This window comes from Pseudomonas sp. TWP3-1, from assembly GCF_049896625.1.
In the GTDB taxonomy this organism is placed as follows: Bacteria; Pseudomonadota; Gammaproteobacteria; order Pseudomonadales; family Pseudomonadaceae; genus Aquipseudomonas.
The window spans coordinates 428,905-448,349 of sequence record NZ_JAFCUQ010000002.1 but is presented as its reverse complement, the minus strand read 5'-3'; the positions used below and the strand labels follow the sequence as shown (position 1 = coordinate 448,349).

Below are 19,445 nucleotides of genomic sequence, written 5' to 3'. Positions count from 1 at the left end.
GCGATGGCGTCAGTTTGAACACCACATCCCTGTCAGTAAGTGACACAAATAGTCACTCACCATCCAGTCCATACCTAAGCAATTGCCATATCGTTATTCGTTAACAGTATTTAAAAACCACTTCTTATATCTATAAAGTCATTTCCCTGCGTACCTGCCGACCAATCGGCGCGCCGCACGACACGAACCAACACGCAACCCAGCGTGAGTTTCTGATCGACGCGCGCGCCTTTGAGCGTGCCGTGCGTGGGAGATTGATTGATGTCCGCAGCTACTGCTACCCCAAGCGCCGCGACCCTCGCGCCGCAAACCCTCGAGATTCGCCCGTTCAGCGGCGCGGTCGGCGCCGAAATCATCGGCCTCGACCTGACCCGTCCGGTCAACGACCAGGACTTCGCGCGCATTCATCGTGCGCACCTCGATCATCATGTCGTGGTGTTCCGCGATCAGCGCATCACCCCGCAGCAACAAATTGATTTCAGCCGCCGTTTCGGTGTGTTGCAGATCCATGTGCTCAAGCAGTTCTTGTTGGCCAATCACCCGGAAATCCTCATCGTTTCCAATATCGTCGAGAACGGCCAGAACATCGGCCTCGGCGACGCCGGCAAGTTCTGGCACTCCGACCTTTCCTATAAAGAGCTGCCGAGCCTCGGCTCGATGCTGCACGCGCAAGAGTTGCCGTCCGAGGGTGGCGACACGCTGTTCGCCGACATGCACAAAGCCTGGGATAACCTGCCAGAAGCGCTGCGCAAAGCCGTCGAAGGTCGCTCGGCTGCGCATTCCTACACCGCGCGCTACAGCGAAACAAAATTCGAAGGTAATTGGCGCCCGACCCTGACCCCGGAGCAACTCGCGCAGGTCGCGGAAGTGGTGCATCCGATCGTTCGCACTCATCCGGAAAACGGCCGCAAGGCGCTGTTCGTCAGCGAAGGCTTTACCACGCGCATCGTCGGCCTGCCGGAGGACGAAAGTCAGCAACTGCTCGCCGAGCTCTACGCCCACAGCGTGTTGCCGCAGAACATCTATCGCCATCAATGGCAGCCGCACGACCTGGTGTTCTGGGACAACCGCTCGCTGATTCACCTTGCCGCCGGCTGCCCCGCGCACCTGCGCCGCATGCTGTATCGCACCACCATTCAGGGCGACGCGCCTTTCTGATTTGCCGGAGATTCGATCATGTCCAAACGTCTTCCATTCGCACCGCTGGCGGCTGCCATCGGCCTCGGTTTCAGCCTGATTGCCAGCAGCCTGGTCGCGCCGTCCGTGGCTCACGCCGAAGGTGAAATCCGTATCGCCGAGCAGTTCGGCATTGTTTATCTGTTACTCAACGTGGTGCGTGATCAAGGACTGATCGAGAAGTACGGCAAGCAGGAAGGCCTCGACATCAAGGTCGACTGGACACAGCTGTCGGGTGGCGCGGCGGTCAACGATGCGTTGCTCTCCGGTTCGATCGATATAGCCGGCGCCGGGGTCGGCCCGCTGCTGACGATCTGGGATCGCACCCACGGCAAGCAGAACGTCAAAGCCGTGGCCTCGCTGGGCAACTTCCCTTACTACCTGGTGAGCAACAATCCCAAGGTCAAAACCATTGCCGACTTCACCGAGAAAGACCGGATTGCGCTGCCGGCGGTCGGGGTGTCGGTGCAGTCGCGTTTCCTGCAATACGCGGCCGCCAAGCAGTGGGGTGACAAGGAATTCAATCGCCTCGACAAGTACACCATCGCGTTGCCGCACCCCGACGCCACCGCTGCGTTGATTGCCGGCGGTACCGAACTGACCGGGCATTTCTCCAACCCGCCGTTCCAGGATCAGGCGCTGGAAAATCCCAATGTGCACGTGGTGCTGAACACCTACGACCTGCTCGGCCCGAACTCGCCGACGGTGCTGTTCGCTACCGAGAAATTCCGCGAAGAGAACCCGAAAACCTACAAAGCCTTCGTTGAAGCGCTGACCGAAGCTGCGCAATTTTCGCAGAACGATAAAGGCGCAGCAGCGGATACTTACATCCGCGTGACCAAAGCCAAAATCGACCGTGCCGCGTTGCTGAAAATCATCGATAACCCGCAGTTCGAATTCAGCGTCACCCCGAAAAATACTTATCCACTGGCCGAATTTCTCTACCGCGTCGGCGCGATCAAGAACAAACCTGAATCGTGGAAGGACTACTTCTTCCAGGACGCCAAACCGCTGCAAGGGAGCTGACCGCGATGAACGCTCCTTTGCCAGGCCACGCGGCCAGCAACCCGATCACCACGGCGCAGGCGCTGTTGGCGGTTGATCACGTCAGTCTGGAATACCGCACGCCGCAACGCGTGGTGCGCGCTACGCATCAGGTCAGTTTCGATGTCGATCAGCAGGATCGCTTCGTGCTGCTCGGGCCGTCCGGTTGTGGCAAGTCCACCTTGCTCAAAGCTGTCGCCGGGTTCATCGCGCCGTGCGAGGGCGAGATCCGTCTGCAGGGCCAGCGCGTCGACGCGCCGGGGCCGGACCGGATCGTGGTGTTTCAGGAATTCGATCAACTGCCGCCGTGGAAAACCGTCAAACAGAACGTAATGTTTCCGCTGCTCGCTTCGCGCACCTTGAACAAAAAAGAAGCCGAAGAGCGTGCGCTGCATTACCTGGAAAAAGTCGGGCTGGCGGCGTTCGCCGACGCCTATCCGCACACCTTGTCCGGCGGCATGAAAGCGCGGGTAGCGATTGCCCGCGCGTTGGCCATGCAGCCAAAAATCCTGCTGATGGACGAGCCGTTCGCCGCGCTGGATGCGCTGACCCGACGCAAGATGCAGGAAGAGTTGCTGCTGCTCTGGGAAGAGGTGCGCTTCACCCTGTTGTTCGTCACGCATTCGATTGAAGAAGCGTTGGTGGTCGGCAATCGCATCTTGTTGCTGTCACCACATCCGGGCCGGGTGAAGGCCGAAGTGCACAGCCATCAATACGACTTGCAAAGCCTCGGCGGTCTGGCTTTTCAGGAATCGGCGCGGCGTATTCATCGGTTGTTGTTCGACGAAGGTCAGGCGCGGGAAGCTGAGCGCGAACTGGATTTCAGCGACATTCGCATCGCTTATTGAGCCTGGAGGATTGCCCGATGAGCCATTCATCATCCGTTCGTGAAGAATTTGAAATCGATCTGCAGCCGCTGACCAGTGTGCCGGTGGAGCGCGAGTTGCCGCTTGGCCAACGGCTGTGGCAGCAGGGCTGGTTGCGCAAAAGTCTGATCCTGATGTTGCTCGCCGTGCTCTGGGAAGTGATTGCCCGGGTGCAGAACAACGATTTGCTGCTACCGAGTTTTATTCAGACAAGCCATGCGTTGTACGACGGTTTGCTCAGTGGCGAATTGCTGGGCAAGGTGTGGATTTCGCTGGTGGTGCTGCTCAAGGGTTACTTGATCGGCATCGTGCTGGCGTTTGCCCTGACGACGCTGGCGGTTTCGACCCAGTTTGGCCGCGATCTGCTCAGCACGCTGACGTCGATGTTCAACCCGCTGCCGGCGATTGCCCTGCTGCCGTTGGCGTTGCTGTGGTTCGGACTCGGGCAGAACAGCCTGATTTTTGTGCTGGTGCATTCGGTGCTGTGGGCGCTGGCGTTGAATACCTACGCGGGTTTTCTCGGCGTCTCGGAAACCTTGCGCATGGCGGGACGTAACTACGGCTTGAAGGGCATGCGCTTTGTGCTGTTCATCCTGATCCCGGCAGCGCTGCCATCGATTCTGGCCGGGTTGAAGATCGGCTGGGCGTTTGCCTGGCGCACCTTGATTGCAGCCGAGTTGGTGTTCGGCGCGACCAGCGGCAAGGGCGGGCTGGGTTGGTACATCTTCCAGAATCGCAATGAGCTGTACACCGATAAAGTGTTTGCCGGGTTGGCCGTCGTGATCCTGATTGGCTTACTAGTGGAAAATCTGGTGTTCGACACCCTTGAGCGAATCACCGTGAAACGTTGGGGCATGCAGCGCTGATGGTTTGATCTGCTAGCATTGCGTGCAGATTAATCCTGATCGGCGATGAGTGCTCAACATGCAACTCCCGGACATGAACCTGTTGGTCGCCCTCGACGCCTTGCTCGACGAGGGCAGCGTGATCGGCGCAGCGCGGCGCATGAATCTCAGCCCGGCGGCCATGAGTCGCACGCTGACGCGAATCCGCGAAGCCATCGGCGATCCGATCCTGGTGCGCGCCGGCCGCGGCTTGGTGCCAACCCCGAAAGCGCTGGAGTTGCGTGAGCAAGTGCGCGATCTGGTTGAGCAAGCCGCGCTGTTGTTCCGCTCGGCCGATGCCGTGGAGTTGGGCACTTTGCGCCGTCGCTTCAGCATTCGCGCCAACGATTTTTTCGTCGGCGTGTATGGCGGCAAGCTGTTCGTCACCCTTGAGCGACAAGCCCCGCACTGCGAATTGCGCTTCGTCCCGGAAGGCGATGGTGACGACGAGGCATTGCGCGAAGGGCGAATCGACCTGAACGTCAGCAATACTCGACCGGTGATGCCGGAGGTGAAGGTGCAAAACCTGTTCGCCACGCACTTCGTCGGTTTGGTGCGCGAGGATCACCCGTTGCTCAATGGCGAAATCACCGCCGAACGTTACGCCGGGTTTTCCCACATCAGCATGTCGCGCCGAGGCATCGCGCGTGGCCCTATCGACACGGCGCTGAACGCTTTGGGTCTGGAGCGTCGAGTGGCCGTCATCGCGCCGAGTTTTCATGCGGCAATGTTCGCCCTTCCAGATTCCGACCTGATCCTGCCGGTGCCAAAGGAGGCGTTGCTGAGTGTGCGTCGACTCGGACTGAAGCTGCGTTCGTTCGACTTGCCGATTCCTCTGCCGACCCTGATGCTTACCCAAGCCTGGCATCCGCGCTTCGACAAAGACCCGGCACACCGCTGGCTGCGCGAAACCCTCAAGAGTTGCTGCGATGAAACCTGGCTGGAAGCACAGCCCTGATCTCAACAATTGCGTCTGACGCACTTATAAACTTCCAATAAGTCAATTTTCGTCAGCAATAAGCCTTACTAAAATGCTCCGGTATTTTTCATTCCGGAGTTTGCTTCCCCATGACATCCCTGACGGTCACGGCGCCGCTTGCCGCTGCCGCTCCGGCCAAAGCGACCGCGCCGCCGATATTCGGCGCGCGGATCATCATCGGTCTGGTCGGCGTGCTGTTGGTGGTGTTGGTCTCGGGCCTCAACGAGGCGGTGACCAAGATTGCCCTGGCCGACATTCGCGGCGCGCTGAGCATCGGCTACGACGACGGCACCTGGCTGGTCGCCAGCTACACCGCGACTTCGGTGGCGGCGATGGCTTTTGCACCTTGGTGCTCAGTGACCTTCTCGCTACGGCGTTTCACCCTGTGCGCCATCGCCGCATTCACCGTGCTCGGCGTGCTCTGCCCGTTCGCGCCGAACTACGAAAGCCTGTTGCTGATGCGCACCCTGCAAGGCTTGGCCGGCGGCGCGTTGCCGCCGATGCTGATGACCGTGGCCCTGCGTTTTCTACCGGCCAACGTCAAACTTTACGGACTGGCCGGCTACGCCCTGACCGCAACTTTCGGCCCCGGCCTCGGCACGCCGCTGGCCGGGATGTGGACCGAATACGTCGGCTGGCAGTGGACGTTCTGGCAAATCATCGCGCCGTGCCTGATCGGCGCGGCGATGGTCGCCTACGGCCTCCCGCAGGATCCGCTGCGCCTGGAGCGCTTCAAGGCATTCAACTGGAAGGGTTTGCTGCTGGGCTTCCCGGCAATCTGCATGCTGGTGATCGGCATCTTGCAGGGCAATCGGCTGGACTGGTTTCAATCGGATCTGATCTGCGGCTTGCTCGGCGCAGGGTCGTTGTTGCTGGTGGCGTTTCTGATCAATGAATGGTCGCAGCCGATTCCATTCTTCAAGTTGCAGATGCTCGGCATTCGTAATCTGTCGTTCTCGCTGATGACGCTAGCGGGAGTGTTGGTGGTGCTGTCGGCGGTGGTGGTGATTCCGTCGAGTTATCTGGCGCAAGTGCAGGGTTATCGCCCGGTGCAGACCGCGCCGATCATGCTGCTGGCAGCGCTCCCGCAACTGATCGCGCTGCCGCTGGTGGCGGCGCTGTGCAACTTGCGCTGGATCGATTGCCGCTGGGTGCTCGGGATTGGTTTGAGCATGCTCGCGTTGTCGTGCTTCGGCGGTTCGCAGATTACTTCGGTATGGATTCGCGACAATTTCTATGTCCTGCAATGGCTGCAGATTTTCGGTCAGCCGATGTCGGTGCTGCCGCTATTGATGCTCGCCACCGGCAGCATCTCGCCGATGGAAGGGCCGTTCGCCTCGGCGTGGTTCAACACTATCAGAGGCATGGCGGCCGTGATCGCCACCGGGGTAATCGAAACGCTGACCACAGCGCGGCTGCATTTCCATTCGACGATGCTGGTCGATCGTCTCGGCAACTCGCCGCTGGCCGCGCAAGACGCCGGTCTCGCCCATCGCTTGCACGAACAAGCCGTGGTGCTGACTTCTTCGGATCTCTACTTGTGCATGAGCGGCGTGGCACTGGCGCTGATTCTGCTGATTTTCTGGCTGCCGACGCGGATGTTCCCGCCTCGCGCGCCGACTTGATTGCTTCACGAAACAGAAGGTTTTTATGACGACTCAAGCAAAGCAAAAAATCGCCGTCGCCGTGGCGGCTGCACTGGCTGTCGGCGTGTTGCTGTACTTGGCGGTGCCGGGTCTGTTCGGCAAACGCACGCAGCAGAACACCAACGACGCCTATGTTTCCGCTGACTTCACGTTGGTGGTGCCGCGTGTGTCGGGCTTCATCAAAGAAGTGCTGGTGGAGGACAACGAGCAAGTGAAGGCGGGACAGTTACTCGCACTGATCGATGATCGCGATCTGCGCGCCGCCGCCGAGGCGGCCGATGCGCAAACCCTGGTCGCTCGCGCCCAATTGCAAAATGCCAAAGCGACGCTGGAGCGCCAGACCTCGGTGATTGCCCAGGAGCAGGCTGCGGTAGTTTCGGCCAAGGCTGAAATGGCTTTTGCTCAGCAAGAACTCAATCGCTACAACCACCTCGCGGGCGTTGGTGCCGGTACGGTGCAGAACGCGCAACAGGCGCGTACGCGGATCGATCAGGCCAGCGCCAAGCTCGACACCGCCACCGCGAAACTTGCGGCGGAACGCAAGCAGGTCGACATTCTCAGCGCCCAGCGCGATGCAGCCGAAGGTGGCTTGAAGCACGCGCAAGCGGCGCTGGAGATCGCCAGTTTCGAGCTGTCCTACACGCGCATCACCGCGCCGCAGGACGGCATGATCGGCGAGCGCGCCGTGCGCGTCGGCGCTTATGTGACGCCGGGCAGCAAACTGCTGGCGGTGGTGCCGCTGAAGCAGGCTTATGTGGTCGCAAACTTTCAGGAAACCCAACTGACTGATGTGCAGCCGGGGCAGGACGTGCAGATCCGCGTCGACAGCCTTGGCGGTGAAGTGCTTACCGGCCGTGTCGAAAGTATCGCCCCGGCTACCGGTGTGACCTTCGCAGCGGTGAAACCGGATAACGCTACCGGCAACTTCACCAAAGTCGTGCAGCGGCTTCCGGTGAAAATTTTGCTCGAGCCGGGTCAGCCATTGGCTGAACGCCTGCGCGTGGGGATGTCGGTGGAGGCGAGCATTGATACCAAGAGCTCGGCGACCTCGGTGCGCGAGGTGACGCAGCGATGATTTTTGTTGAATCGTCTGACGCCATCGCTGGCAAGCCAGCTCCCACAGGCGTTGTGCAGGCTGTCCAAAGTCTCGATTGCAAACAGAGTCCCCTGTGGGAGCTGGCTTGCCAGCGATTGGGCCAGTGGCAGCGACTCACCCTGAGTGTCTTGCTGACTGCGGGCCTCACCGCTTGCACTGTCGGCCCGGACTTCGAGAAACCCGCAGCCACGCAAATCAGCGAATGGGCAAAACCGGCCAAAAGCGCTCCGAGCCAGGCGGTCAGCGAGCCCATGAACGAACGTTGGTGGGAGGTATTCCACGACCCACAATTGTCAGCCCTGACCCAGCGCGCGTTGAGCAGCAACCTCGACCTCAAACGCGCCAGCAGTCGCCTGCAACAAAGCCGCGCCGCACGCCAGGTGATCACCGCCGAGCGTTACCCCAATTCCGCGGCTACCGGCAGTTATGGCCGCAAACGCAACAGCGGCAAAGGCTTGAACGATCCGTCCGGGCACGACGGCGATTCCGCGTTCAATCTGTGGGATGCCGGTTTTTCCGCTTCGTGGGAGCTGGATTTCTGGGGCCGCGTACGCCGCGAAACCGAAGCCGCCGACGCTAATCTGGAAGTCGCGGAAAACGACCGTCGTGGGGTGTTGCTGGCAGTGCTTGCCGATACCGCGCAGAACTACATCCAGCTGCGTGGCGTGCAGAACACTCGCGCGGTGACCGAGCAGAATCTCGACGTCGCCCGGCACAGTCTGAAACTCTCGCAACTGCGCCTGAACGATGGCGTCGCGACCGATCTCGACGTCGCCGAAGCCGCCGCGCAAGTCGCCGCCATCGAATCGCGCCTGCCGGCGCTGGAGCAACGCCAGTCACAACTGATCAACGCGATCAGCCTGTTGATGGGCGAGCCGCCGCAAGCCTTGGCCAAACAGTTATCCACAGACGCCCCGGTACCGCAGTCGCCACCCCAGGTCGCCATCGGGTTGCCGTCGCAACTGGCCGAACGTCGTCCGGATATCCGCCAGGCCGAAGCCGCGCTGCACGCCGCCACGGCCAACATCGGCGTGGCCAAGGGTGATTTCTATCCGCGCATTACCCTGTCCGGCAACCTGAGTTCGCAAGCCATGCAGCTCAGCGATTTCGGCTCATGGGGCTCACGCGCTTTCGGTATCGGCCCGCAATTCAGCCTGCCGCTGTTCGACGGCGGGCGCCTGCGCGGCGTGCTGCAATTGCGTGAAGCTCAGCAGCAGGACGCAGCCATTGCCTATCAGCAAACCGTGCTGCGCGCCTGGCATGAGATCGACGACCAACTGACCGCCTACAACGCCAGCCAGCGCCGCCGCGACAGCCTCGCCGAAGCCGTGCGCCAGAACCAGATCGCCCTGCGCACCGCGCAACAGCAGTACGTCGAAGGCGTGGTCGACTTCGTCAACGTCCTCACCGTACAGAGTGCACTACTCGCCACTCAGGAACAGTGGGTGGAAAGCTCGACTGGCGTGTCGCTGGCAATGGTCGGGTTGTATCGAGCGTTGGGTGGGGGTTGGGAGTCGGTGTATCCGGTGGGGGAGATGGCGCAGCGTTGAGGCTTGCGCGCAGAGCGCGGGAAGGCCCGCGCCGTCTTGAAAGTAACGAGCCTGACTCAATAATCACACAATCGAAAAATCGCGGGCTGAGCAGCCTTTTAGCTCTCAACTCGCGAAATTTTCAATTTTGATTTGCCCGTCAGGAAACGTGGCAATGATCTCAAGTTCACCGCCCATTGCGCGGATGTAATTGCGCAACGTGCTGATGTACATATCGGTGCGGCGTTCCATTTTCGAGATCGCCGCCTGATTGATATGCAATGTCTCGGCAAGCGTGGCCTGGCTCAAGGCTCTGGCCTGTCGCAACTCGTTCAGTGGCATTTCCTTAATGTGTTGTTCATAGATCGAATCGGCGTGCGCCCGGGCTTCGGGTGTCATACGCGCTTCGAGTTCGGCAAATTTCTTAGCCATCTTTGTAACCCTCTTTGCGCAGTGTTGCGAGATGCTCATCGTACAGCTGATCGGCGAGCGGAACGTTGACTTCATACCAGCGATCCTGACCGGTTTTGTCTCCTCCGATCAATAGCAACGCACAGCGTCTGGGATCAAATGCGTACAGGATGCGGTAAGGTCGCCCGGCATGTTGAACTCGCAATTCCCGCAGATGACTGTGTCGCGCACCATTGATTGCACTGCTGTGTGGAAAGCGTAAACCTGGCCCGAATTGGCCTAGCAGTTTGACGCTTGCAGCCACAGAGCTCTGCTCGTTTTCAGTCAGATCTTCCCACCAGCTGCCGAACTCGTCGGTGTATTCGATATCCCATTTCATGGGTTCGGAATATGACCTTTATGGAATATTCCATCAAGGTTATATTTTCGATAGGTTGCACCCTAGCCGGTTCTGCTTGAATGCGCCAGACCTGCCGGTGAGTGATCGCCTTTCGCTTGATGCTAATCGCCCTTGCTACTGGGTCGGTTGCTGAAGAATGTCTCCAGGGCGCGACTGTTCCACTTCGAAACGCTGATTCCTTTCAAGATTTCGCCGACAAATCCGCCATCCCCTTGAGCAACTCGATCGGCAGCGGAAAGACAATCGTCGAACTCTTGTCGCCGGCGATCGAACTCAACGTCTGCATATAGCGCAACTGCATGGCGCCGGGCTGGCGACCGAGCATTTCGGCGGCCTGCATGAGTTTTTCCGAGGCCTGCAGTTCACCTTCGGCGTGAATCACCTTGGCCCGTCGTTCGCGTTCGGCTTCGGCCTGTTTGGCGATGGCGCGCACCATCGATTCGTTGAGATCGACATGCTTGATTTCGACGTTGGCGACCTTGATACCCCAGACATCAGTCTGTGCGTCGAGCACCTGCTGGATATCGATGTTCAGGCGTTCGCGTTCGGCGAGCAATTCGTCCAGTTCGTGTTTGCCGAGCACCGCACGCAGGGTGGTCTGGGCCAACTGGCTGGTGGCCATGAGAAAGTCTTCGACTTGAATAATCGCCTTCTGCGGGTCGAGCACGCGGAAGTACAGCACTGCGTTGACCTTGACCGAGACGTTATCGCGAGTGATCACGTCCTGCGGCGGTACATCGAGAACGATGGTGCGCAAGTCGACCCGAACCATTTGCTGCACCACCGGAATCAGCAAGATCAACCCCGGCCCCTTCACCTGCCAGAAGCGTCCGAGCTGGAACACCACGCCACGCTCGTATTCGCGCAGGATGCGGAACGTCGCGCCGGCGAGGGCGATCAGCAACAGCAGCAGTGCGACAAAACCGATTTGCAGACCCATGATCACTCTCCGTGCGGTGCCGCGTCAGTCGCGGCCACTTGCAGCAACAAGCCTTTGCGACTGACCACGCGTACCGGTTGCCCGGCGTGCAGCGGTGTGGCGCTCAACACCTGCCAGCGTTCTCCTTGCAATTGCACCCAGCCGTTGCAAGCATCATCGGCCTGCACGGTGGTGATCGGCGTGACGCTGCCGAGCAGCCCGGAATCGCCACTGACGGTTTCGCGCGGTCGGGTTTTCAGCGCGCGAATCACCAGCGCGATCAACAGCAATGCGCTGATCAAACCGAGGCCGATCATCATCGGCACCGGCAACTCGGCGTTACCCAGAATCAACGCGCCAATCACGAACATGATGATGCCGCCGAGACCGATCACTCCGTAGTTCGGTAGCGCGGCTTCGGCGATCAAAAACGCGATGCCCAGCGTGATCAACCACAAACCGACCGGGCTGACCGCTGGCAGCGGGGAATCCGCAGCGAGGGCCGATCCGCTCAGCAGGATGAAAAACAGCAACGCACAGCTACGGGTGTTCACGCGACCCTCCGCGAGATTCATGGAGTTGTTCCTCCAGTCTAGTTGAGCGCGCCGCTGTATGAATTTTGATCAGTTGTTGAGCGCCGCCAGTGGGCGGAATTGCCTGCGCGGCTGGCCTGCGGGTCTAGACTTTCAAGCACAGTCACCTCAATCCCCTGTGGGAGCGTGGCTTGCCCGCGAAAAAATCTCTCAGTCACCGCACATTCCACAGGAGACCGTAAATGGAAGACCCAACCCACAGCCTCCCATCGCTATTCAAACAACTCGGCCTGCCCAACGACCCGATCAGCATCGACCAATTCATCGCCACCCATTCGCCGCTGAAACCCGAACTGCACTTGTCGGACGCATTCTTCTGGACCCAGAGCCAGGCGGTTTTTTTGCGTGATGAGATTCTGGAGGATGCGGATTGGGCGGAGGTGGTGGATCAGTTGGATGTGATGTTGAGGAAGGGTAGGAATGTGTAAAAAAAACTGTCGGAAAAGTCTGAAATGTAAAAAAAACATAGGCCGGGTAAAAAAAACTGGGCTTTAATCGCTGCAGTGAATTTTTACTATGGATATAGCCATGCCGACGGTTGGATATGCGTACCTGAAAGACGCTCTTAGTCTCAAAGCATTTGCGCCCAAGCGCACTGCAATGATTAAGCCCGTTACGCGCATCACTTTGATCGGCGATTGCCTGGCGGTCCCGCAGGCGGTGGCACCTGCCCAAGGCTCCACACTGGAACACATCCTGTTCGCGCTTAAACATGAAGGCATCAATTTGAGCATTCTTGCTCAGGCGCTTGAGACCCTGGAGGCTGAGGCGCTGATCGCTGAGCTGGCGAAATCGCCAAATGGAGTGTTTATACGAAAAGCGTGCTTTCTATGGGAAAGCTTTACCGGCAGGCAATTGGAATACTCCGTGCCGGTTCGGGGAAGTGTGGTTGCCCTATTCGATCCTCAACGCTACGTCACTGGACCTGCGATACGTAACAGCCGCTGGCGAGTCGCTTTCAATGGCTTGGGTTCATTGCAGTATTGCGCCACCGTCGAGCGAACCGAGGAACTGCAAGCCCTGCTCGATCTCGACATCATTGATCGAGCGCAGGCGTTCATGGCAACGCTGCCGCCAGAAATGATGGATCGCGCAATCAATTGGGCCTATTTGCACGAAACCCGTGACTCGTTTGCCATAGAAAAAGAAGAGCCTAGCGAAGAGAAATCACGCCGGTTCGTTCGGTTGCTGCGCCAGGCTCATGAGCGGACAGAGTTGAGCGAAGACTATCTGGTCGAACTGCAGAACAGCACCGTTTCAAATCCTTTCGATAAAGCGGTGTTGTTCCGTCACGAGCAAAACCATCTGCATAACGGTTTGAGAGGAGCGGCGGGGGTTAGCTATGTCCCGCCTGCGCCGGACTTGTGTCGTGAATTGATGGAGGAGCTGATGGGCTTCGCCAATCGCAAGGCGCAGCAGGTCGATCCGCTGGTTGCGGCTGCTGTTGTGGCTTTCGGTTTCGTCTTTCTTCATCCGTTTATGGACGGTAATGGCCGACTTTCACGCTTCCTGATTCACCAGACGCTGTGTCATTCCGGGGCACTGCAAAATGGTTTGCTGCTACCCGTCTCGGTAGCGATGAAGCATGAGGAACCAAGCTATCTGCAAGCGTTGAAAGGTTTTTCAACACCTGCACGCGATTTCTGGAACGTCACCTGGCTGGATGCGGACCAGATGGCGTTCGAATTTGTCGGGCACCCGTCGATGTACCGCTACTGGGATGCAACTGAATGCGCCGAATTCACACTGCGCATGGCCCGTCGCGCGCTCGAAGTAGAGCTACTCGAAGAAACCAGGTTTCTGGAGCGCTACGACCATGTGGTCAAAGCGGTGAACGAGCGCTTTGACGTCCGGGGGAGTGACCTGTCGAAACTGGTGATGATGTGCCTGGATAATGACGGCAAGGTCTCCAAGAACCGGCGCAAACAGTTTCAGTACAGTGTGGCGGAGGACGTTTTTGAGTTCATCGAACAGGTTGCTGCTCCATTCTGGTCTGAGTCGGAGAAGCTGAGCTGATCGGCACAGCGAATTTGTTTCAAAACTTGACTGAAAATCCCCTCCAATGCCATATTGATAGTTAGCAAACTAACAGTGTGTGTTTTCCCTCGTGCCGAATTCCCTCGACGCTCTCCAGATGAACATCAGCAGTGCCATGGTGGTGGCCGCCAGGCATTGGCGGAAGATCTGCCAGACCACGCTGGTCAACTACGGGATCTCCGAAGCCTGCGCCGTGCCGTTGTTGATGATCGGGCGCTTGGGCGAGGGCGTGCGTCAGGTGCAAGTGGCGCAGGCGGCGGGGATGGAGAGTCCTTCGCTGGTGCGGTTGCTCGATCAGTTGTGTCATGCCGGGTTTGTCTGCCGCACCGAAGACACGCAGGATCGCCGCGCCAAATGCCTGAGCCTGACCGACACCGGCCGTGAGCTGGTGCAAGCGGTGGAGATTGAATTGGTGCGTCTGCGCCATGAAGTTCTCGAAGGCATCGACCAGCGCGATCTGGAAGCTACGCTTCGGGTACTCAAAGCCTTTGAGGCGGCCAACCCGCCATCGGTGCTCAATCCGTGAAAGGTTTTTTCACCGGCATGCCCCCGGCACGCGACTGGTTCTACGGCGTGCGTACCTTCGCTGCCTCGATGATCGCGTTGTACATCGCCATGTTGATGCAGATGCCGCGTCCGTATTGGGCGATGGCCACGGTGTACATCGTCTCCAGCCCGTTTGTCGGGCCGACCAGCTCCAAGGCGCTGTACCGCGCGGTGGGGACTTTTCTCGGCGCGGCGGCGGCGGTTTTCTTCGTTCCGATGTTTGTGCAGAGCCCATATGTGCTGGTGGTGGTGATCGCGTTGTGGACCGGAATTCTGTTGTTCCTGTCCCTGCATTTGCGCACCGCCAACAGCTATGCGCTGATGCTCGCCGGTTACACCTTGCCGCTGATTGCCCTGCCGGTTGTGGATAACCCGCTGGCGGTGTGGGACGTGGCCGAGGCGCGCACCGAAGAGATTTTCCTCGGCATCGCCGTCGCCGCTGTAGTCGGCGCGATGTTCTGGCCACGCCGCTTGGCGCCAGTGTTCAACGATGCGGTGAGCAAGTGGTTCGCCGACGCGTCGACCTACAGCCAGCGCTTCCTCAGCCGCAACGTGCAGCCGGAAGAAATCACTGCGCTGCGCATGGCCATGGTCGGCAGTTTCAACAGCCTCGAATTGATGATCGGCCAGTTGCCGCACGAAGGCGCCCGTCCGCAAACCGTGCGCAATACCAAGGAATTGCGCGGGCGAATGATCCATCTGCTGCCGGTGATCGACGCCCTCGAAGACGCGCTGTACGCACTGGAGCGGCGCACGCCGGAGCTGGTCGACAAATTCGCGCCGTTGCTTGCCGCGACCAATGAATGGCTTGCCCACAAAGACGCTGACCTCGAGCGTTGGCAAGCCCTCAAGGATCAGCTCGAAGCCGAACAACCGAGCGCGGCGGCACTGGAAGATCGCAAACAATTGCTGTTTTCCAACGCGCTGTATCGCCTCGGTGAATTTATCGATCTGTGGCAAGACTGCCGCAGTTTGCAAGACGCGATTCTGTGTGACCGCCAGGACAACTGGCGCGCGGTATATCGCCACTGGCGACTCGGGCGACTGTCACCGTTTCTAGACCGTGGATTGATGCTGTACTCGGTGGCCTCGACCATTCTGGCGATCATCGTCGCCTCGGTACTGTGGATTCTGCTCGGCTGGACCGACGGCGGCAGCGCGGTGATTCTGGCGGCGGTGGCGTGCAGTTTCTTTGCCTCGATGGACGACCCGGCGCCGCAGATTTACCGGTTCTTTTTCTGGACCGGGATGTCGGTACTGTTCGCCAGTCTGTATCTGTTTCTGGTCCTGCCGAACCTGCATGACTTCCCGATGCTGGTGCTGGCGTTTGCCGTGCCGTTCATTTGCGTTGGTACGCTGACGGTGCAGCCGCGCTTCTATCTCGGCATGCTGCTGACGCTGGTCAACACCTCGTCGTTCATCAGTATTCAGGGCGCTTACGACGCGGACTTTTTCGCTTTCGCCAACTCCAACCTGGCTGGCCCGGTTGGCTTGCTGTTCGCGTTTATCTGGACGCTGATCGCGCGACCGTTCGGTGCTGAGCTGGCGGCCAAGCGCCTGACGCGTTTCAGCTGGAAAGATATCGTCAGCATGACCGAGCCGGCCAACCTCGCCGAGCACCGGCATTTGGGCGTGCAAATGCTCGATCGTCTGATGCAGCACCTGCCACGGCTGGCGATTACCGGTCAGGACACCGGCATCGCCATGCGCGAAGTGCGGGTCGGACTCAACCTGCTCGACTTGCTCGCCTACACCCCGCGAGTGACCGGCGTACCGCGCCCACTGTTGCAGCAAGTGGTGGCCGAGGTCGGCGAATACTTCAGGGCTTGTCTCAAGGCTGGCGAACGCTTGGCGGCGCCGAGCGCATTGCTGATGACCATGGATCGCACGCGCCGTGCGCTCAATGGCCACGGCGATGACGAAACCCGCCTGCACCTGCTGCACGCCTTGAGCGGCTTGCGTCTGGCGCTGTTACCCGGCGTTGAATTTGTCGGCAGCAGCGATGCCGAAGAACCGCTGCCTCATGGCATTGATGGAGCCCCCCTATGATCGGTGATCTGGATGTCAGCGGCATTTTCCTGCCGACCCTGCTGATCCTGATGGGCATCACCTATGTCCTGTTTCTGCTGGTGCACGCCGTGCTCACGCGCCTGCACTTCTACCGTCTGGTCTGGCACCGGGCATTGTTCAACGTGGCTCTCTACGCCGTAATGCTCGGCGTCGTGGACTCACTCAGTCGATACCTGATGACATGAAAAAACCGTTTTTGACTATTGGTCGCGTGGTGCTGACTCTGCTGATCGTGACGTTCGCCGTGGTCATGGTGTGGCGCATGGTGATGTATTACATGTTCGCGCCCTGGACTCGCGACGGGCACATTCGCGCCGACATCGTGCAGATCGCGCCGGACGTTTCCGGTCTGATCCAGCAGGTCGAAGTGAAGGACAACCAGCTAGTGAAGCGCGGCCAGGTGCTGTTCAGCATCGACCAGGACCGCTTCAAACTGGCCCTGCGCCAGGCCAAAGCCGCCGTCGCCGACCGCGAAGAAACCCTCGCTCAGGCGCAGCGCGAAGCCAAGCGTAACCGTGGCCTGGGCAATTTGGTGCCGGCCGAACAGCTGGAAGAAAGTCAGTCGCGGGTGGCGCGTGCGCAATCGGCACTGGCCGAAGCGCTGGTGACGGTAGACAGCGCGCAGCTCAATCTGGATCGCTCGGTAATTCGCAGCCCGGTGGACGGCTACGTCAACGACCGCGCGCCGCGCTCGCAGGAGTTCGTCACCGCCGGGCGGCCGGTGTTGTCGGTGGTCGACAGCAACTCCTTTCATATCGACGGATATTTCGAAGAAACCAAGCTTAACGGCATCCATGTCGGTCAGTCGGTGGACATCCGGGTGATCGGTGACCCTGCGCGGTTGCGCGGGCATGTCGAAAGCATCGTCGCCGGCATCGAAGATCGCGACCGCAGCAGCGGCAGCAACTTGTTGCCGAACGTCAATCCGGCCTTTAGTTGGGTACGGCTGGCGCAGCGCATTCCTGTGCGGATTGCCTTCGACGAAGTGCCGGCCGATTTCCGCATGATCGCCGGACGTACCGCCACCGTGTCGATCATCGACGATCAGCCGCAGGAGCCTGCGAAATGAGCAAAGCCCTGATGATCGCCGGGTTGGGCGTGTTGCTCTCGGCCTGTCAGGTGGTGGGGCCGGACTATCATTTGCCGGACGAGGCCGCCGTGCATCGCGCGGATTTTCAGGGCGATCTGGTGAGTGACAAGAATGTGATATCGGCGCCGGTGCCGGGCGACTGGTGGCGGTTGTATCAGGATCCCCGCCTGGATCAATTGGTCCAGCAGGCGATGGCGTCCAACACCGATTTACGCGTGGCGGCGGCGAATCTGTCGAAAGCCCGGGCTCAGGTGGATGAGGCGCAAGCGGCGGGTGGCTGGAGCGGCGGCGTGAAGCTGGGGGCCCAGCGCTTGCAGGAGTCGGGCGAAGCCTTCCTGTTGCCGGAGAAGGTGCCGGTGGGCAACGTCGGTGATATCGGCATTACCACTTCTTATCAATTCGACTTGTTCGGCGTGCTGCAGCGCGGTATCGAGGGTGCCAAGGCCAACGCCGATGCGACTCAGGCTGCTGCGGATACTGCGCGCATCACCGTAGTCGCCGACGTGGTGCGTGCTTACACCCAAGTCTGCGCGGCCAATGAAGAACGCGAAATTGCCGAGCATTCGCTTGATCTGCAAGCGCAGAGTACGAGCCTGACTCAGCGCTTGCGCGATGCCGGGCGCGGTGATGAAACCCAGGTCACCCGCTCGCAAACCCAATTCAAATCCCTGCGCGCTGAACTGCCGCGTTACGAAGCAGCGCGTCAGGCCGGACTGTTCCGCTTGTCGATGCTGCTGGCCAAACCGGTCGATCAACTGCCGGCCGGCACCCGCGATTGCGCCGAGTTACCGAAGATTGCGCAATTGCTGCCGGTCGGCGACGGCGCCACGCTGCTTAAACGTCGCCCGGACGTGCGTCAGGCCGAACGTCGGCTGGCGGCTGCGACCGCCGGGATCGGCATCGCTACCGGCGAGTTGTACCCGGACATCAGCATTGGCGCGACGGTCGGCACCGTCGGCCTGCTGGAGAACCTGGGCAAGCCGTCCGCCAACCGTTGGGGCTTCGGCCCGTTGCTGACCTGGACTGTGCCGTCCAACGGCTCCCGCGCGCGGATTCGTGAAGCGGAGGCATCGACCCAAGGTGCGCTGGCGCATTTCGACGGCGTGGTGCTCAACGCGATCCGTGAGACCCAGACCGGTCTGGCGCAATACAGCGCCTTGCTCCAGCGCCGCGACGCATTGGCCGATGCCGAGCAGTCGGCGCAACTGGCCGCTGATCAGACGCACCGCTTCTTCCAGGCCGGGCGGGCGTCGTTCCTCGCCGACCTGCAAGCCACGCGCACTTACACCGACGTTACCGCGCAACTGGCCGCCGCCAACACTCAGGTAGCGATGAGCCAGATCGATTTGTTCCTCGCCCTCGGCGGCGGATGGGAAAGCGGACGAACGCAAGCCTCAAGCGCCAGCAAACCCTGACGCCGCGTCTATGCTTTGAAGTGTTGGAGGGGCGCCCCGTGCAAAGCGCCCGTTCCAACGCCCATTGCTTGCGTGGGTCCAGGGGAAACAATAATGAAAAACCCTTACGCTCTCGGCTTCTGGTGCGCCATCGTCGCGCTGGTGCTGCTTTCGGCCGCCTATTTCTACGGCATCATGCTCGCTCACCAGCTCGACAAGGCCATGATCTTCCTCGACAGCGCGGTGGCGCTGATCGGTGTCATGTCCATCGTCGTGGTGGCGTGGGCGTCTGTTCAGGTGCAGCGCACCAAGAAACGCCAACTCGAACAGGGCAAGACTCTGGTGCTGATCTGGGACACCAAAGTTGCGCTGCGCCGGGTCGAAACCGTGTTCGACCGCTATTTCTGGGGTAGTTACTGGCAGCCCGGACGCACGTTTGCCGAAGTCATGGGCGAACTCACCGGCACGCCGCTGGAAAAAAGCCTCGAAGCGCTGAAAAAGCAGTGTCTGGAACTCGACAAGCAGATTGACGAGGAAGGCTGGCACTGGCTGAACAATGCGCGTGAGCTCTCCGATGTCGCCACGGCCATGGCCCGCGAGCGCTATCAACTGGACTTCTGCGACCCGCGCAGCGACGGGCCGAACGGGGCGGTGATTGATCGGGATTTTGAGGTTCTGGTGTACACCTGGACCGCGCGGCTCAAAAGCTTTGATCATCAACTCGATGAGATCGAAGTCCAGTATTCCTGACCTTTTAAAAGATCG

At 59.9% G+C, this 19,445-nt stretch carries 20 protein-coding genes; 16 read left to right on the top strand and 4 right to left on the bottom strand.

What is annotated here, in order from left to right; all coding sequences use genetic code 11:
• Positions 1 to 261 precede the first annotated feature (261 nt).
• From ACP7BN_RS05240 to ACP7BN_RS05205, 8 genes are all read left to right on the top strand, one after another.
• Positions 262 to 1,158: a TauD/TfdA dioxygenase family protein gene (locus ACP7BN_RS05240; protein WP_426202189.1), complete on the top strand. Its 897-nt coding sequence runs from the start codon at positions 262 to 264 to the stop codon at positions 1,156 to 1,158.
• Between the two features lie 18 nt (positions 1,159 to 1,176).
• The gene (locus ACP7BN_RS05235) at positions 1,177 to 2,202 is read left to right on the top strand and encodes an ABC transporter substrate-binding protein (RefSeq protein ID WP_426202187.1); all 1,026 of its coding nucleotides are present in this window, start codon (positions 1,177 to 1,179) and stop codon (positions 2,200 to 2,202) included.
• Between the two features lie 5 nt (positions 2,203 to 2,207).
• Positions 2,208 to 3,068, top strand: a complete 861-nt coding sequence (locus tag ACP7BN_RS05230) for an ABC transporter ATP-binding protein (RefSeq protein ID WP_426202185.1) — start codon at positions 2,208 to 2,210, stop codon at positions 3,066 to 3,068.
• Between the two features lie 17 nt (positions 3,069 to 3,085).
• Positions 3,086 to 3,952 (top strand): ABC transporter permease, encoded by an 867-nt coding sequence (locus tag ACP7BN_RS05225; RefSeq protein ID WP_426202183.1) that lies wholly within the window; start codon positions 3,086 to 3,088, stop codon positions 3,950 to 3,952.
• Between the two features lie 58 nt (positions 3,953 to 4,010).
• Entirely contained in the window at positions 4,011 to 4,928 is a 918-nt protein-coding gene (locus ACP7BN_RS05220; protein WP_426202181.1) for a LysR family transcriptional regulator, read from the top strand.
• A gap of 110 nt (positions 4,929 to 5,038) precedes the next feature.
• Positions 5,039 to 6,574: an MFS transporter gene (locus ACP7BN_RS05215; RefSeq protein WP_426202179.1), complete on the top strand. Its 1,536-nt coding sequence runs from the start codon at positions 5,039 to 5,041 to the stop codon at positions 6,572 to 6,574.
• Between the two features lie 25 nt (positions 6,575 to 6,599).
• Complete coding sequence (locus tag ACP7BN_RS05210; protein WP_426202176.1) at positions 6,600 to 7,670, top strand: HlyD family secretion protein; 1,071 nt, start codon at positions 6,600 to 6,602, stop codon at positions 7,668 to 7,670.
• Positions 7,667 to 9,241 (top strand): efflux transporter outer membrane subunit, encoded by a 1,575-nt coding sequence (locus ACP7BN_RS05205; RefSeq protein WP_426202173.1) that lies wholly within the window; start codon positions 7,667 to 7,669, stop codon positions 9,239 to 9,241. Before ACP7BN_RS05210 ends, ACP7BN_RS05205 begins: the two co-directional genes overlap by 4 nt.
• 105 nt (positions 9,242 to 9,346) lie before the next feature.
• On the opposite strand, the gene ACP7BN_RS05200 is transcribed toward ACP7BN_RS05205, so the two are convergent.
• From ACP7BN_RS05200 to ACP7BN_RS05185, 4 genes are all read right to left on the bottom strand, one after another.
• The gene (locus ACP7BN_RS05200; protein WP_426202171.1) at positions 9,347 to 9,652 is read right to left on the bottom strand and encodes an XRE family transcriptional regulator; all 306 of its coding nucleotides are present in this window, start codon (positions 9,650 to 9,652) and stop codon (positions 9,347 to 9,349) included.
• Complete coding sequence (locus tag ACP7BN_RS05195; protein ID WP_426202169.1) at positions 9,645 to 10,010, bottom strand: type II toxin-antitoxin system RelE/ParE family toxin; 366 nt, start codon at positions 10,008 to 10,010, stop codon at positions 9,645 to 9,647. Before ACP7BN_RS05195 ends, ACP7BN_RS05200 begins: the two co-directional genes overlap by 8 nt.
• 202 nt (positions 10,011 to 10,212) lie before the next feature.
• Positions 10,213 to 10,974 (bottom strand): slipin family protein, encoded by a 762-nt coding sequence (locus ACP7BN_RS05190; protein ID WP_420651019.1) that lies wholly within the window; start codon positions 10,972 to 10,974, stop codon positions 10,213 to 10,215.
• Complete coding sequence (locus tag ACP7BN_RS05185) at positions 10,974 to 11,525, bottom strand: NfeD family protein (protein WP_426202167.1); 552 nt, start codon at positions 11,523 to 11,525, stop codon at positions 10,974 to 10,976. The genes ACP7BN_RS05190 and ACP7BN_RS05185 overlap by 1 nt, the downstream gene beginning before the upstream one ends.
• Positions 11,526 to 11,725: 200 nt before the next feature.
• Between ACP7BN_RS05185 and ACP7BN_RS05180 the strand changes: the two genes are divergently transcribed.
• From ACP7BN_RS05180 to ACP7BN_RS05145, 8 genes are all read left to right on the top strand, one after another.
• On the top strand, positions 11,726 to 11,971 hold the full coding sequence (locus ACP7BN_RS05180) for a DUF2789 domain-containing protein (protein ID WP_426202165.1): 246 nt from the start codon (positions 11,726 to 11,728) through the stop codon (positions 11,969 to 11,971).
• 100 nt (positions 11,972 to 12,071) lie between these two features.
• Positions 12,072 to 13,559, top strand: a complete 1,488-nt coding sequence (locus ACP7BN_RS05175) for a Fic family protein (RefSeq protein WP_426202163.1) — start codon at positions 12,072 to 12,074, stop codon at positions 13,557 to 13,559.
• A gap of 118 nt (positions 13,560 to 13,677) precedes the next feature.
• A complete protein-coding gene (locus tag ACP7BN_RS05170) occupies positions 13,678 to 14,106 on the top strand; it encodes a MarR family winged helix-turn-helix transcriptional regulator (protein WP_426202162.1) in 429 nt (142 codons plus the stop codon).
• Positions 14,103 to 16,175, top strand: a complete 2,073-nt coding sequence (locus tag ACP7BN_RS05165) for an FUSC family protein (protein ID WP_426202160.1) — start codon at positions 14,103 to 14,105, stop codon at positions 16,173 to 16,175. The genes ACP7BN_RS05170 and ACP7BN_RS05165 overlap by 4 nt, the downstream gene beginning before the upstream one ends.
• Positions 16,172 to 16,381 (top strand): DUF1656 domain-containing protein, encoded by a 210-nt coding sequence (locus tag ACP7BN_RS05160; protein ID WP_420651023.1) that lies wholly within the window; start codon positions 16,172 to 16,174, stop codon positions 16,379 to 16,381. Before ACP7BN_RS05165 ends, ACP7BN_RS05160 begins: the two co-directional genes overlap by 4 nt.
• Positions 16,378 to 17,265, top strand: coding sequence for an efflux RND transporter periplasmic adaptor subunit (locus ACP7BN_RS05155; RefSeq protein WP_426202158.1), 888 nt, complete (start codon positions 16,378 to 16,380; stop codon positions 17,263 to 17,265). The genes ACP7BN_RS05160 and ACP7BN_RS05155 overlap by 4 nt, the downstream gene beginning before the upstream one ends.
• On the top strand, positions 17,262 to 18,701 hold the full coding sequence (locus tag ACP7BN_RS05150; protein WP_426202156.1) for an efflux transporter outer membrane subunit: 1,440 nt from the start codon (positions 17,262 to 17,264) through the stop codon (positions 18,699 to 18,701). The genes ACP7BN_RS05155 and ACP7BN_RS05150 overlap by 4 nt, the downstream gene beginning before the upstream one ends.
• 93 nt (positions 18,702 to 18,794) lie before the next feature.
• On the top strand, positions 18,795 to 19,430 hold the full coding sequence (locus ACP7BN_RS05145; RefSeq protein WP_426202153.1) for an NADH:ubiquinone oxidoreductase subunit N: 636 nt from the start codon (positions 18,795 to 18,797) through the stop codon (positions 19,428 to 19,430).
• Positions 19,431 to 19,445 lie beyond the last annotated feature (15 nt).

Bases quoted from the DNA above. Each gene is read 5' to 3' on its own strand.
- ACP7BN_RS05160 (WP_420651023.1), top strand. From the start codon at position 16,172: ATGATCGGTGATCTGGATGTCAGCGGCATTTTCCTGCCGACCCTGCTG.
- ACP7BN_RS05225 (WP_426202183.1), top strand. From the start codon at position 3,086: ATGAGCCATTCATCATCCGTTCGTGAAGAATTTGAAATCGATCTGCAG.
- ACP7BN_RS05170 (WP_426202162.1), top strand. From the start codon at position 13,678: ATGAACATCAGCAGTGCCATGGTGGTGGCCGCCAGGCATTGGCGGAAG.
- ACP7BN_RS05205 (WP_426202173.1), top strand. From the start codon at position 7,667: ATGATTTTTGTTGAATCGTCTGACGCCATCGCTGGCAAGCCAGCTCCC.
- ACP7BN_RS05240 (WP_426202189.1), top strand. From the start codon at position 262: ATGTCCGCAGCTACTGCTACCCCAAGCGCCGCGACCCTCGCGCCGCAA.
- ACP7BN_RS05230 (WP_426202185.1), top strand. From the start codon at position 2,208: ATGAACGCTCCTTTGCCAGGCCACGCGGCCAGCAACCCGATCACCACG.
- ACP7BN_RS05235 (WP_426202187.1), top strand. From the start codon at position 1,177: ATGTCCAAACGTCTTCCATTCGCACCGCTGGCGGCTGCCATCGGCCTC.
- ACP7BN_RS05155 (WP_426202158.1), top strand. From the start codon at position 16,378: ATGAAAAAACCGTTTTTGACTATTGGTCGCGTGGTGCTGACTCTGCTG.
- ACP7BN_RS05210 (WP_426202176.1), top strand. From the start codon at position 6,600: ATGACGACTCAAGCAAAGCAAAAAATCGCCGTCGCCGTGGCGGCTGCA.
- ACP7BN_RS05175 (WP_426202163.1), top strand. From the start codon at position 12,072: ATGCCGACGGTTGGATATGCGTACCTGAAAGACGCTCTTAGTCTCAAA.
- ACP7BN_RS05200 (WP_426202171.1), bottom strand. From the start codon at position 9,652: ATGGCTAAGAAATTTGCCGAACTCGAAGCGCGTATGACACCCGAAGCC.
- ACP7BN_RS05150 (WP_426202156.1), top strand. From the start codon at position 17,262: ATGAGCAAAGCCCTGATGATCGCCGGGTTGGGCGTGTTGCTCTCGGCC.
- ACP7BN_RS05215 (WP_426202179.1), top strand. From the start codon at position 5,039: ATGACATCCCTGACGGTCACGGCGCCGCTTGCCGCTGCCGCTCCGGCC.
- ACP7BN_RS05220 (WP_426202181.1), top strand. From the start codon at position 4,011: ATGCAACTCCCGGACATGAACCTGTTGGTCGCCCTCGACGCCTTGCTC.
- ACP7BN_RS05180 (WP_426202165.1), top strand. From the start codon at position 11,726: ATGGAAGACCCAACCCACAGCCTCCCATCGCTATTCAAACAACTCGGC.
- ACP7BN_RS05195 (WP_426202169.1), bottom strand. From the start codon at position 10,010: ATGAAATGGGATATCGAATACACCGACGAGTTCGGCAGCTGGTGGGAA.
- ACP7BN_RS05145 (WP_426202153.1), top strand. From the start codon at position 18,795: ATGAAAAACCCTTACGCTCTCGGCTTCTGGTGCGCCATCGTCGCGCTG.
- ACP7BN_RS05185 (WP_426202167.1), bottom strand. From the start codon at position 11,525: ATGAATCTCGCGGAGGGTCGCGTGAACACCCGTAGCTGTGCGTTGCTG.